The following is a 14,111-nucleotide window of genomic DNA, read 5'->3' as shown; positions in this document are numbered from 1 at the left end:
TTTAGGATAGATCATATGCTTGAACTGTCCTCAATACAGGCGGGAGCAGGAAACGTTTCCTGAGACCTTTTTCTCACCTGATTGGGAGTTCAAAACAAATTCGTATCCAGACGCTGGACCTGGTGGTTGGGTTGAAATTCTAATCGAGAGTGAACGTTCAATGATGTTTATATTTTTAGCTTAAGGTGATTGAAATGTCACTTTCTCTACACGAGTATGAATTATTCAAGAACGATGAAGATTATGAAATTGTGAAAGCGACAATCGAATCCCTTGTCCGTGATGGATCGCTTAAGAGTTGTGGTCTCAATCCTTCTGAAACAACCAGATATGTAGAAATATATAAGACATCGAGTGGAGACACATGGCATTTGGCTTTGCCAGATCATGCATTCCGTGGTTACCTTAAGAAAATGTAAGTACATCAAGAGGGGGGGAGATTCTCTGGAACAGCGCTTGATAGGAAGATTTGATGGGCCACGGGGAGAATAAAGGGTCAGGTCTATTTAATAAAAGAGACCTGACCCTTTTATTCACCTTTTATTCACCTTTTATTCACCCCCTTTTATTCACCCCGCTTTGGATCAAAGGCATATGTTTCCTCGGAATGGTTCAACGCCGACATAGATTTCTAGAATCTGTCCGAACTGATAATGCATAAACGCCAACAGATTTTTTTGAAAAATAAAATCGAACTTACATGATTCATGTCTGAATTTATTTGAAAACGAATCACCTATAATCTGCTGCTGTTCACCGGTTTCTGTTTTCTGACATTTCTAAAAGGGGGGCAGGGTTCTTTGATATCACTAACAGTCCTGCCCCCTTTTTAATTCGTCCCTGGGGCCGTAAATGTCTCTCTATAAGGATCAAGAATGAAAATATTCATATCACCAGTGGCGGAAACTGACTGGACGGTTGATGCCGGTGAATTTGTAACGGAAATCAAAAGTAGATTTCCTGAAGCTATCGTGACGGAGGGGACGACAGGCGCTCATTCGTTGGAATGGAGGCTGGCTGATTCCGTCGAAGGCAGTTTAGATCTGTCTGGAAACACAGTCGTACTGGACGGCAACATCCTGGATTGCGCACGCTTCGCAGTCTGGTATCGAAGGCTGGTTCCAGCCAGTCAGCGTCTCGTATTTTATGACGAGAGCTACAGTGCGGATTTAGACCTGGAGCTTGCAACGACCGTCGAGGAATTGATAACACCATTTGAGATCGACGATATTAGCGGGGCCTGAATTCCATGGTGAAAAATAATCAGACATGGGAGCAAAATCTTTACTCTGCTTGACATACTTCAAGACAGTCGCTGACACCTTTTTCTACCCGCAACAGCTACGGTTCTTGCTGAATTTGCTGAAAGGAAAGGAATGATAGTTGTTTGCAAAGTTCACGGGCCGCAATCAGGGCTGATGATCTCCCCCGATCTTGGTGTAGACGCTAGCGATCCGCACGTCGAAATTGTGGATCTGCTGTATGTATACGACGGAGTGCTTGCGTGGGAGTTTCATGTCTCCAGTGAGTTTGCGCAAGCGCATGGTTTGATGGCGGGCGTTGAGCCTCTGCCTGATCAACCGGGGGAATGGGCACGAGAACTCCGCTGTTGCTGCGTCAAGTGTTTTGAAGAAGCACACGGAGGGCAATTCGACGAAGACCACAAGTGGGTTCAAGAGTAATGTGGCAGTTATCGCAACACCTCCTGAGGATGATTATTACACTGAAAATAATCTCAGTATATCCCGTTGGATTCGACACTTGAGTTGAGGCGGCCGGCGGGACGTTCGCTTTTGGGATTTGCTGAATCGGACACAGTCGGACAAGTTATCGGACTGGTTAATACCGGGTTTCCGTGATGGTTCCAGACTGATGAAGTGAAGTGCCCTGGTGTGGGATGGGTTTCGAGTAAAATCCCTCCCTGATCATATGATTTGTACGATCAGGCAAAATCGTTTCCAGGATTCGATTTATGCTGGAAATCAGGATGCTTGTTTAGATACAAAATAGATCAGTCTATGTACCAGCAGGCCTGCTAAACACTGGTGATCAATCCATTTAATTCCTTTCTGAAGGTCAACTCTTTCAAAAGCAAAGTGCTGCATCCATCCTTCAATTAATTTACCCGCCCACAGTTTCAAAACAAAAATGAAATTGTGAATGAGTTAAGGATAAGATCGAATGTTGCTACTCAACTTGCTGTACGACCTGTCTCCGTGTTTGCGTCTACTTTCACGTACACGTTCACATCCACTCCCTGGAAAATTCAGGCTGTTCTGAGCCCCATTGTTTTCTATTGTGCTCTGGCACAAAAGGTACAAGGGCAGTTTTTCCATCAGCACCATATTAAGGCTGAATCAAATACTTCTGAGGAGTTAGCAGGATGCTGCTTACGAACTGGCTCAATACACACACTTCCCGTTTTCGGAAACGTCGCGTGATTCGATCCCGCGATCGCCGGGCTCTCCGTCGCCTCTGGCAAACAGCCTGCTGCAATCGGGTTTCTACAGTTGAGGTGCTGGAAGATCGAACGCTGTTGACAGTGCCTCTTGCCAGTGACTTTAGCGGAAACGCGGTGGCTGAGGGTTTGATCGATCTCTGGACGGTGATTCGGCATGAACTGGGGTATCTGCTGGGCTATGAGCATACCGATCAGGGAGTAATGGAAGCCACGCTTGAGCCCGGCATGCGAAAGTTGCCGGACTGGAATGAGGACACAGATCAGTTCTTTGCTTCTTTCGAGGAGGATCAGGAACTGCTTTCATTCTGATCAATGGACATCCTGGTAAGACGACGTGGATAGTACACACCAGTTGCAGGTCTTTGAAGTTTCCCGGCAATCGTGCCTGCTGGGCTTGGATGATATTGCTTACTCAGATATTTGGGGTTCAGATCTTCCACAGATGAATCTAGCCTCTCACAAAGTAAAACACTTAGATGAACTCGAAGATGCTACGTGAAACCGAATCTGTATCTATGGGTTATGCTCTGTGAAAGAAAACAGGGCGACCTTATTCGATATCAGTTTGTTTGAGTTTGCGATAGATGGTTTTTCGATCGAGGCCGAGGATGCGGGCCGCCTGGGTCTGGTTGCCGCCGGTGGCTTCGAGCACATGGGTGATGTAGCGGCGTTCGAGTTCTTCCAACGAGACGAGTTCAGCAGGATCGAGACCTTCAATCAGGATCTGATTGCTCTGATAGTTCGTGATCTTTTCGGGCAGGTCGGCGACGGTTATCTTATCGTGACGTGTTAATGCGACGGCGCGTTCCATCACGTTTCGTAATTCGCGAATATTACCGGGCCAGTGATACTTGAGCAACTTCTCTGCCACGCCCTCTGCCAGCTCCGTGACGTGTTTGTTTTCGGCTGTCGAGAACTGGTTCAGAAAGTGCTCTGCCAGACGTAAAATGTCGGTCCCCCGCGAGCGCAGCGGCGGTAAATGCAATCCGATCACGTTAATGCGATAGTACAGATCTTCCCGGAATATTCCGTCGGCCACCGCCGCTTCGAGATCGCGATTGGTAGCGCAGATCACACGCACATCGAACGGTGTTTCCCTGTCCGACCCCACAGGTCGCACCACGCGTTCTTCCAGCGTTCGCAACAGTTTGACCTGCATCGACATGGGCATTTCGCCCATTTCATCGAGCAGCAGGGTGCCCCCATCTGCTTCCAGGAATAAACCGCGGCGTTCACTGCGGGCATCCGTGAATGCGCCTTTGACGTGCCCGAACAATTCACTCTCTAGCAGGGATTCGGAGAGCGCAGCACAGTTAATCGCTACAAATGGATGATTCGACCGGCGTGAATGTGCATGGATGCATCTTGAAACCAGTTCCTTACCCGTGCCGCTTTCTCCAATGATCAACACACCCGCGTCAGAAGCGGCAACGCGTTCGAGCTGGTCGTACAAAGCCTGCATCGCCGGGCTGTTGCCGATCATGTCTCCAAAAGAACGGATCGCCTGGTGGGACTCTTTTAACAACCGGACCTGTTCTGTGAGCCGGTGGTGATCAACGGCGCGGCGAACCGTGATTGCCAAAAGATCCATTTCAATCGGCTTGGTGATGAAATCATACGCTCCCGCCCGCATCGCAGAAACAGCAGTTTCCAGGCTCCCAAAGGCCGTCATCAGGACCACCGGAATGTCCGGTCGAAATTCGGTGAGTTGTTGACAGAGTTGCAGCCCCGTTGTCCCCGGCATGCGAATGTCTGTCAACACAACATCGTAGTTGTTTTGATCGATTGCAGAAATGGCCTGCGCGGCATCGGTAAACCAGTCGACATGCAGGCCCCGCAGTCGCAAATCGGTTTCGATGAGTTCACACATTGACTGTTCATCATCGATCACCAGAATTCGCGGAATGTCAGAGTTTTCGTTCATGGCATCTCTTTCTGATCGTCCAGGGGCAACCAGACACGAAATGTCGACCCCTGATTTTTCTCACTCGCGACATCAATCCACCCGCCATGTTCACGCACAATCCCATACGCAATCGAAAGTCCCAGGCCAGTGCCTTCGCCCACATCTTTCGTTGTATAGAATGGTTCAAATACATGTTCCGTTTCAGTATCGGTCATCCCTTTGCCGGTATCGATCACTTCCAGGCAGGCAAAGCGATTTTGCTCAGATTCAAGAATCGCCGGCGGTTGAATCTGCTCAGAATGCACTTTGATTACGATCTTGCCGCCGTCAGTGATCGACTGGATTGCGTTGCTGATGAGGTTGGTGATGACCTGCTGGAGTTGACCGGTATCTCCCACTGTTGTCACAGATGTGTTCTCATCCGCGTTGACCGTTAAATTCACATGGGCCTTCTTTGCCAGTGGTTGCATCAGTTCGCATGTCTGACGAGCCAGTTGAATGAGGTTGATCGATGCCTGCTCTGTGCCTGTGCGGCGGGCAAAGTCGAGCAGTTGGCGAATGATGGCGGTCATCCGCTCGGCTTCTTTCTGAATCGTCTGCGCACTGGAACTGACGTCTGCTGAGGAGAGTTGTCCGCTGGAAATCAGACCGGCACGCCCTGAAACCACATTCAGTGGTGTACCCAACTCATGGGCGACACCGGCAGCCAGTGTGCCGACGGTTCCCAGCCGATCGATGTGGCGCAGTTGCTGTTGCGTCTGCAGCCTCGTCTGGGTCTCTGCTTCAATCGTTGCCCGCTGTTCCTGCAGACGGGAACTCATCTGACTGATTGCGAATGCCAGCTGACCAAACTCGTCATTCGAAGTAATCGCGGGAGGTTGACCGAATTCTCCCTCGCCGATCTGTTCGACCTGTCTGATCAGTTTTCGTAACGGACTGGCGATGAGTTTCAGGCCGCCCCAGTAGATGACAAAACCGGAAAGGAGCGTGACACCGATGAATAACAGTGCCGAGGCTTGAAATGAGCGGCGAACATTCGCCTCGGAATTCTGCAGCGGCTTGGCAACTTCGACTGTTCCGGCAACGTCTCCGGGGAGAGTGAGCGGCACATAAGTGAACTGCTTGGTTTCTCCGTCTCTGTCTGAAATCGAAATTCGCGAAATACTGCGCGCATGTGTTTCCGTATTGACGGGAGGCGTTTCGAGGTTCTGTTGGGCTTCGCCCGGTTTCTCCGGGTCGATCCACCGCATCGCAGATCCGGAAGTCGTTCGTTTAGTGACTTCAATCGCCTGCTGAATCTGCACCGTGCCGCCGTCCCGATAAGCCTGTTCAATGGTGGGCTTGAGGGCATTTACCAGATCGACAGCACTCTCTGCATTGGATTGCTGAGACCACTCACGCTGCTGCCTGACGATTTGCCAGGAGAACAGCGCGACGATCCCCAGGACCCCTGCCATGAAGATCAGAATCAGTTTGGCTGCCAGTTTCATTCATGTGATTCCTGATGGGAGACGTTCATTGAATGGTCCTGAAAGGTCAACGGATTCTCGTTTCTGCAAGTATCAGAGCAGTTCGAGTGCCTGATCGGGAACCCAGCCGATCTGACCTTTCCCGGTTTGGATCTGTGTCCACGTTCCCCGGTGGGCCAGGGTTTGTACTCGATGACCTTCAGCGGAATCCAATTCAGCGACTTCGGCGAATTGCTCTCCGTCTCCCGCATGTAATTGTAAATGTTGTTCAACAACGACCGCATTTCCCCGCTGAGCGGTATTATCTGCCTGTAAGTAGATCGAAACCAGAGCGGCCGTTAACAGCAATCCGGGCAGAGTGGCGAATTTCCACAATGACAGATGATGGCCCATGGTTCGCCAGATCACAAGTCCCCAAAATGTCAGTGAGGATAGTACAAGGACCAGGATTATGGCCTGTGGACCAACCGTTTTGACCAGAATCGAATTCACGTTTTTTAATTTTAACAGCAGATTCCTGTCGGGACCAGTAAGTTCCTGAGGCGTATCTGCAGTTTGGACCATTGCCTCGGCTGCGTTAAGGTATGCCTGAAACTGCCGATTGTCCGGCTGTAATTTCAGGGCACGTTCGTAATTCGCAATCGCGCGACCGAGTTGATCCGATTGCAGGTAGGCATTGCCCAGATTGAAATACAGGTTGGCATTCGAGATTCCCGCGTCAACCAGCATCTGATACTTACTTGCCGCTTTCAGGAATCCATCTTTGGCCTCGACTACGTCTGTTTTGGCCAGAGCAAGTCCTTCGCGATAGGACTCATTTGCATCTTTGAAAAGAATCTCCCGCTGTTCCTGACTGAGCACAACCTGTGGCGCGGGCCCTGGTGCAGTCGCAGCGGTTTCGCTGGCCATCACTGTCGTTGACATCGATGCCAGTCCCAGCAGCAATACGAAAGAATGAGCGATGCCGGCGCGTTTCGATTTCCTGCCCCGGTTTGCCTGGGGACGACGGATCTGTCGTTTGGACCGTGATTTCATGCAGGTGGAAAGACGGTTCACCAGATCGATGGCTGCCGCTCTTTGCTCTTCGAGGTCAACAACGGTTCCATACGAATCCTGGCTGTGGCTGAGTTGCTCAAGCAACAATTCTGCCTCTGCTGCCAGTTCGTAGAGTCCCGCAGAACGCATCGCCCCGATGGTGGGAGCAGACTCGCTTGAGCTGTCTGCGATTCCTGTGGCCTCTTTTGCAGGAAACAGTTTCTGCATGTATCTCAGCAGTGCATCAGCGATCGCTGATTGATCCGTGGCAGATGAGATATGAGCAAGGCAGCGATGCCGGGGAGATCGCAGGGAAGGCATCCGTTCGACAAGCCAATGACGGTACCTGGCTGCCAGGGTGACGACCCAGAGCACCGGAGGCAGAATCACAGACAGCCACCACCAGCTCCAGGTAGTTTGTGGTTGTTGAGAAGTGAGTACGCTCGGTGTATCAATATTGACAAAACTCGGCTCGAGGGCAGCTGTACTCTGCGCTTTGTCCTGTGTTTTTGACTGAGTGCCTTTCGCTCCCACAATGGCGTCCAGTGCCAGTGACTCGGCTTTCTTCACGGTGATTGCAATGGGGGCTGAGTGTACGGTTTCGAACTGTTCGGTTTCGGGATTAAAGAAACTGAACGGGATCGGGGGAATCTCGGTGATCCCTGCCTGGCGAGGCCGAATTGTGGTCGAAAAGACCTTACTGTCATCCTGGACATAGCCTGCCAGAGGCTGATTCGAGACCTTGAACTGCTTCAGTTCCGGCAATTCTGATAATGGCGGAGCCTGTACCAGTTCCATGGGGCCCGTACCAATGATACCAAGATTGAGCGTAATTGAATCGCCTGCATGCACATTGACGGGTGATGCCTGGGTCACAATCTGATACTGTCCGACCGCGCCACGGTAATCCAGAGGGCGACCTTTCGTTGGTACGGGTAAGACTTCGGTGGTATCAACGGTGGCCTCCGCCACCACAGGTCTCGCAGATGTGACTGATAACCGATTGCTGAAGGGAGAAGACATGAAACCTCCGCCGAACGGACTGTCGTCAAAAAAACTGGCGAAAGGATCACGCGAGCGTCCCAGGCCCGTGGGATAGTTGACAACGATCTGGATATCATCCCCGGAAATCTTTCCAGCCTTCGTGGGGTAGACCTGGGCGTCAATCTCGTACATGTAATAGGCGCGTTCTTCCCCTTGAGCGTTTTTGCGCAAGACTTCTTTACCGCCGGGACGCTGACGGTTGTTTGCCATTTCTTCAATGCGTTTCTGAAAAGAACCCCACGTGGTATGCTCTGAAATCATGTTCCACATGTCTCCTTCTGAGAGAGTGAGCTCGTGATCCTGATCGCGATAGGCTTTGATATAAATCCTGAGTGTCATTTCGAGCGGTTGACCCACAAAGACCTTATCTTTTTTTCCTGCCAGCTCTACAAACAACAGATCGCCGGTTTCGCTTTTAGTGGCGACAAACCTGAGTGGTTCGGTTTTTACGTTTTTTCCATCGACTTTGAATGTCAGGGCAGGGATCTCGAACGTACCGGCACGACGCGGCGTGATCAGGTAACGCAGAACCACACTCCGGCTCTCGGTTCGGCGGCCATTGATGACCGTCACTTGCGAGCTTTGCGATGGTGCTCCGGCTGAACGCACTTCGACACCGTCAATTTGTGGTAAATCGGGCTGTTCGTAATCGCTGGCATTGTTGATGGAAATCTGCATCTGAATCGGAGAGCCGACATAGGCTTCGCGAGAAGAGACACTCATTGATACATCACCAGCAGACGCAGCACTACCTGCCATTCCGAGAATGATGACGGCCAGGATGGATTGAAGATAATTGTTTGAATCAAACATGATTTTTCCCGTATCTAAAGTCGAGATTACCAGTTACGGTCAACGTGGATTTGTCGTGATTTTTCGAGTTGTTGCTGTCGGAATCGACGCAACATATTGCGGTCGCGTACCGACTGCAGCAGCTTCAGTGCTTCTTCCTTATTCATTAAACCGGGTTTCGCATTCGGATCAGCGATTGCGTATTCACTTTTCGAATTCTCATCTGGTGGCGGAGCCTGGTCAGCAGTCAATTCTCCCGAGGGAAGCGGTTGCTTGTCTTGATCTGTTTCGTCTTCAGGCTTGCCTGGTTCAGGAGTCTGTGGCGTCTGTTCAGCCCCTTTTGATGGTTGTGACTGGGGCTGCCTTTGCTGGTTCTCAGAACCGGATTTCTCTGACTGGTTTTGTTCTTCGCCAGGTTGCGGTTCTGATGACTTTTCTTGAGACTCTCCCTTTGATCCTTGCTGTTGTTGTTGTTGTTGTTGTTGTTGTTGTTGTTGTTGTTGTTGTTCGGAATCCGATTTCTGTTGCTCGGATTGTTCGGACGGTTTTTGATTCTGCTCTGATTGCTGGTCCTGTTTCTGTTGCTCGCCCGACTTCTGTTCCTGGTTGTCGTTTTGTTTTTTCTGATCTTTCTGTTGATCTTTCTGTTGATCTTTCTGTTGATCTTTCTGTTGATCTTTCTGTTGATCCTGCTGCTGATCCTGCTGCTGATCCTGCTGCTGATCCTGCTGTTGTTGTTCTTCTTTTTTCTGTTGTTCTTGCAGATCTTTGATCAACTGAGCGGCGAGCTCAATGTTGGCGCGGGCATCGGTGTGATCCGGGTTTCCTCGTAAGGCACCGCGGTAATGCTCAATGGCGGTTTTCAATTGTTCTATTGCGGCGGGCTTGTCCTGTTTCGCGAGTTTCAGACCCGTTGCGTAGTGACAGTTTCCGAGGTTATATCGCGCGCGGGCTGCGATACTGGTATCAGCATCACCTGCGACTGAAGTAAACATCTCTGCGGCCTGTTCCGTATTTCCCTGACGGTACAGTGTGACCGCTTCGTTATAATTCAATTCTGCCTGGTCGTGGGGAGTTGGTTCAATCTGTTGATATTGCTCAAGCGCTTTAGCAAACTCTCCCTCTCTCACGAGTTGATTGGCCCTGTTGATCTGCTTTGCACTGAGCTGTTCAGCAGGAACACCCGTCTCAGCGGCGCTGAGTCTGCCTGTCGACATCAACAGCGTGACCACGACCAGCAGGGCAGCCACCGCACTTTTAGGGACCGAGCTGTTTTTCATCTTCGAGTTTTTCTGCTTGTCTGGAGTCGGCATGGAAGTTGATGACTTCACCGTTCGCCGGGCTGTCGAGATGAGCACTTCCAGTAACAGGAGCAGGCAGGCCGGCAGTGCAAACCATTGAAAACGTGGTGTGTAGGAACTAATGGTTGCTGTTTCAAACTCGGTCTGTTCGATATTCGACACGTAGTTGTGATAGACGGCAGCCATGTCGACCCGTTTGGTGCCGGCGGGAATGTATGCGCCGTTACTGTCTGTGGCAATCTGTCTGAGGATGGTACCGTTCATTTTTGACCAGACCTGTTGACCCTCATACTCAACAAATTTCTGATTGCCTTGTTCAGTTTCCGGGATACGCGCTCCCTGGTCCATGTCTCCCAGACCCACGGTGAAGATGCGGATCCCCTGTTTTGTGAAGGCCTCTTGAGCCGCTTCCAGGGGCTTGCTCTCCTGGTCTTCTCCATCTGTGAAAACGACGATGGCTTTGTGGTCGTTTGTTTTGTTGATGAACCCCGAAGTCGCCGCCCTGATCGCATCGCCGAGTAATGAGCCGCCGCGCCGGACAGTATGCGGTCCGACCGTATCCAGGGTCTGTTTGAAGTCTTCATAGTGGCTGGTGAGAGGCACCGATTGCCGTGTCTCACCGGCGAAGACAACCAGCCCCACGCGGTCTCCGGACATCTCATCGACCATGTCTTTGATCTGCTGTTTTGCTCGATCAAGTCGACTGGGAGAAACATCTTCCGCGAGCATGCTGCGCGACACATCGAGCAAAAACATCACTTCAATTCCTTTTTGAGGAACTTCGCGTTCCGCCTTTCCCCAGCGAATGTCACACAAGGCAATTGCCAGTAAACACAGGCTGCTGACAATCAGAATCGAAGAGATCCAGTGCTTTTGCAAACGAGGCGTTAAGCACAGTCTGTCAGTCATGTCTGCAGAGGCAAATTGTCTCGCAACGCGGTATTTTGCCACAACTGCATAGCCCGCAAGTAACAGGCTGCCTGCGGCCACAAACAGTAAGATGATATTCGTCGGATTGCCGAATTGAATGTCCATGATCTATTTTCTCTCTTGAGCAATTTCGCGGTGTTCAGTTCAACTCTCGTAACCATGTCTGTTCAAGCACAAACCGTGCCAGTAACAGTCCGAAGGCGATCAACAGCAAGGGGGGGACATAGAGGGAGCCAGCCCGGTATGGTTGCACTGCGAGTTCGCGGTAATCGGTATAGTGCTGGGCTTCCACCTTCGTCTTTTCCAGGGTGTCAATTTCTTCATAAATCTTTTCGAGTGAGTCGGTGTCCGTCGCCCGAAAGTATTTTCCATGAGTCAGGTCAGCGACTTTCTGAAGTGTTGCTTCGTCGATGTTGACCGGCATCCACTGGACGACTTTTTCTCCGCTGAAGGGGTCTGTGACGGGGACCGGTGCTTCTCCTTTGGTACCTACGCCAATCGTGTAAACTTTAATTCCCAGGGTCTCTGCCAGTTCTGCTGCCTGAATCGGTTCGACCTCGCCAGCGTTATTTTCGCCGTCCGTGAGTAAGATGATCACTTTGCTTTTCACCTTCTCGTCGCGTCGTGCATCGAGCGCGTTCAGCTTTTCTACGGCCAGCGAAATGGCGTCGCCGATCGCGGTGCCATCTTCGCTTCGACTGGTGACGATCTGGGTGTTGTTGAGTTGCGAGACCAGATGGGCATGGTCTAAAGTGGGCGGCGTGATCCCATCAGCATAGCCGGCGAATGTAATCAGCCCCACGAGATCGTTGAACCGACCATCCAGTTCTCCTTTACCCTGTACAAAATTCCCGGCTACTTTTTTGATGGTAGTCAGGCGATCGACATGCTCGTCGTTGATCTTGAAATCCATGGCCTGCATACTGCCGCTGCGGTCAACGACCATTTCGATGGCAATCCCTTCACTGGTCGTGATTTTCTGCTCACGTCCTTCACGTGGTCTGGCCAGGCCCAGAATCATAAATACAACGGCAGCCAGCGTCAGCAGGCGTGGTAACCAGCTGAGTCGTTGCCGGATGGTCAGCGAAAGATTTTTCACCATGTTCAGCGAACTGAATCGGACCGCAGGTTTTCGTTGTGGTGCAAACAAACGCCACGCCAGGAAAGGCAGCGTGAGCAGCAGTAAAAAATACCAGGGTGAGTCAAACATCAGGCAACCTCCGGGATCGTTGTCGCAGGGACTAACGGTTTAGATAACTCAGGTACACTTTGGCGAACCGTTTGAATCGCGGTCTGCAGTTCGTCCACACTCAAATCAAGGCCGGCGAACTTCACTTCATCTGCGAGTGACAACACACTGTTTAATTCGTCTCGAACTTGTGTAGAACCGATGTTCCGATCCGCCAGGAGCTGTAACAGTTCGTGTGTAGTCTGCTGACTGGCGGGGATGTCGTACTGCAGGGCCAGATAATGCTTTGTGATATCCGTCAGTTCGGTGAGCTGGTGATGGTTGTCAGCGGAATTTTCTGTCACCTTTGCTGAGAGTGCATCCAGTTGCTGTAACACCCACTTTTCGGGTGTAATTGAACGACCCCGGACAGCCATGACCACAAATGCAACACAGGCCAGTGAGATGACGCCGAGACCGGTAACTCCCCAGGTAGTCCAGGGGGATGTATTCTCAACAGGTACTTTCACATCGACCACAGACTGAATGTCGCGAAATTGCGTTGGATCGGCACGTCCTTCGAGTACGCTGCTGACAGTGACAGGTTGTGCCGCAATGTTGACGGCTTTCAGCGGTTCTGACTGAACCTGACTGGACTCGGACGACACCATATTCACCGCCAGCGGTGGGATTTCCAGATTGCCGGATTGAATACTCTCCAGCGTCAGGACCCGTTTCCACATCCGTCCCGAATCGACGGGGATATCAAAAAAGTCGTTTGATTCAATGACATCGAATGGACCCAGCTGGTCCGCAACAGCGGGCCAGACCAGTTTCTGATCCGACGGTGCAGTCAACTCGTAGGTCACGGTAAAGGGCTCCGCGACGCGAACGCTGGTCGTCGACATGCTGATCGAGACCTTGATCGCCTGTTGCTCGTAGGATGTTTTAAATGGTTTCGCCTGCGTCAATCCTGCGAACAGAAAGACAAAGACTCCGGATACGATCATTTTGAGTACCCAGGATGAATCGCGGTGTGATGCACAGCAACCATCGTTGCCTGAGCATCCACGCATGCTTCGAAGGATGTTCATACTCGGCTCTCCCGTTTATGAAAATAACGTCGTAGAGGTTCCACAATATCGACGCCGGTTTCGATATGAAGTGGCTCCAGCCGCAGTCGTCGAAACATCGCATCGCGCGCTTCTGATCGCTCGCGATAGATGCGGGCATATGCTTCGCGGTTACTGCGGCGGGCCGTATCGAGGGTGATGATTTCTCCACTCTCGGCGTCCTGAAGCCTTATCAGGCCGACATTCGGCATTGTGGCTTCCCGCTGATCGGAAATGACCACAGGGACAATATCATGTTGTCGACGAGCGACTTTCAGTGTGGATTCATAGTTTTCATCCTGGAAATCGCTGATCAGGAACAGGACGGTCTTGCGGTTCGAGATACGGTTGAGATGTTCCAGTGCCTGTCGGATATCGGTCCCGGTTCCGATTGGTTCACAGTACAGCATTTCGCGAATCAGACGCAGCACATGCCGCGAACCTTTGCGAGCCGGGATACTCTTTTCAATATGATCTGTGAACAGGGTCAGTCCCACCTTGTCATTATTTTTAATGGCAGACATCGCGAGCGTCGCTCCCAGTTCTGTCACGACTTCACGCTTGGTCTGGTGGTTGGTTCCGAAGCTTTGCGACCCACTCAGGTCGATCAGCAACATCACCGACAGTTCGCGCTCTTCACGAAATAACTTTACATAGGGTTCACCGCTGCGGGCAGTGACATTCCAGTCAATCGTGCGGACATCGTCGCCGATTTGATACGGACGAACTTCTTCGAACTCAATGCCGCGACCTTTAAAAGCCGAGTGCCACGTGCCTGCCAGCATTTCATCGACTTTGTGCGAAGTGCGTATCTGTACGCGGCGAATTTTCTGAATCACTTCTCGTGGAATCATGGTGAGATCCATTCATGGACAGGGCAGGGCACAGGTCGT

Annotated in this window: 10 protein-coding genes; 3 read left to right on the top strand and 7 right to left on the bottom strand. The window is 51.2% G+C overall.

Annotation, left to right across the window (positions count from 1 at the left end; translation table 11 throughout):
• Nucleotides 1-875 precede the first annotated feature (875 nt).
• The 3 genes from Enr10x_RS13910 to Enr10x_RS13900 all read left to right on the top strand — a co-directional run bounded on the left by Enr10x_RS13910 (nt 876) and on the right by Enr10x_RS13900 (nt 2,770).
• A complete protein-coding gene (locus tag Enr10x_RS13910) occupies nt 876-1,244 on the top strand; it encodes a hypothetical protein (RefSeq protein ID WP_145450038.1) in 369 nt (122 codons plus the stop codon).
• A gap of 132 nt (nt 1,245-1,376) precedes the next feature.
• The gene (locus Enr10x_RS13905) at nt 1,377-1,682 is read left to right on the top strand and encodes a hypothetical protein (RefSeq protein ID WP_145450035.1); all 306 of its coding nucleotides are present in this window, start codon (nt 1,377-1,379) and stop codon (nt 1,680-1,682) included.
• A gap of 701 nt (nt 1,683-2,383) precedes the next feature.
• Complete coding sequence (locus Enr10x_RS13900; protein ID WP_145450032.1) at nt 2,384-2,770, top strand: hypothetical protein; 387 nt, start codon at nt 2,384-2,386, stop codon at nt 2,768-2,770.
• 241 nt (nt 2,771-3,011) lie between these two features.
• On the opposite strand, the gene Enr10x_RS13895 is transcribed toward Enr10x_RS13900, so the two are convergent.
• The 7 genes from Enr10x_RS13895 to Enr10x_RS13865 form a co-directional block, all read right to left on the bottom strand.
• Nucleotides 3,012-4,385, bottom strand: coding sequence for a sigma-54-dependent transcriptional regulator (locus tag Enr10x_RS13895; protein WP_145450029.1), 1,374 nt, complete (start codon nt 4,383-4,385; stop codon nt 3,012-3,014).
• Nucleotides 4,382-5,857, bottom strand: a complete 1,476-nt coding sequence (locus tag Enr10x_RS13890) for a sensor histidine kinase (protein WP_145450026.1) — start codon at nt 5,855-5,857, stop codon at nt 4,382-4,384. Before Enr10x_RS13890 ends, Enr10x_RS13895 begins: the two co-directional genes overlap by 4 nt.
• A gap of 72 nt (nt 5,858-5,929) precedes the next feature.
• On the bottom strand, nt 5,930-8,728 hold the full coding sequence (locus Enr10x_RS13885; RefSeq protein WP_145450023.1) for a BatD family protein: 2,799 nt from the start codon (nt 8,726-8,728) through the stop codon (nt 5,930-5,932).
• A 26-nt stretch (nt 8,729-8,754) separates the two neighbouring features.
• Nucleotides 8,755-11,043, bottom strand: coding sequence for a VWA domain-containing protein (locus Enr10x_RS13880; RefSeq protein WP_145450020.1), 2,289 nt, complete (start codon nt 11,041-11,043; stop codon nt 8,755-8,757).
• 34 nt (nt 11,044-11,077) lie between these two features.
• Nucleotides 11,078-12,148 carry a vWA domain-containing protein gene (locus tag Enr10x_RS13875; protein ID WP_145106747.1) on the bottom strand — a complete coding sequence of 357 codons (1,071 nt, stop codon included), beginning with the start codon at nt 12,146-12,148 and terminating at the stop codon, nt 11,078-11,080.
• Nucleotides 12,148-13,200 (bottom strand): hypothetical protein, encoded by a 1,053-nt coding sequence (locus Enr10x_RS13870; RefSeq protein ID WP_145106750.1) that lies wholly within the window; start codon nt 13,198-13,200, stop codon nt 12,148-12,150. Before Enr10x_RS13870 ends, Enr10x_RS13875 begins: the two co-directional genes overlap by 1 nt.
• Nucleotides 13,197-14,072: a DUF58 domain-containing protein gene (locus Enr10x_RS13865; RefSeq protein ID WP_145106752.1), complete on the bottom strand. Its 876-nt coding sequence runs from the start codon at nt 14,070-14,072 to the stop codon at nt 13,197-13,199. Before Enr10x_RS13865 ends, Enr10x_RS13870 begins: the two co-directional genes overlap by 4 nt.
• Nucleotides 14,073-14,111: the final 39 nt, after the last annotated feature.

Origin of the sequence: Gimesia panareensis, from assembly GCF_007748155.1 — a bacterium.
Taxonomy (GTDB): Bacteria; Planctomycetota; Planctomycetia; order Planctomycetales; family Planctomycetaceae; genus Gimesia; species Gimesia panareensis.
Note: the sequence above shows the minus strand (reverse complement) of the source record. Positions and strands in the feature narration are given on the sequence as shown.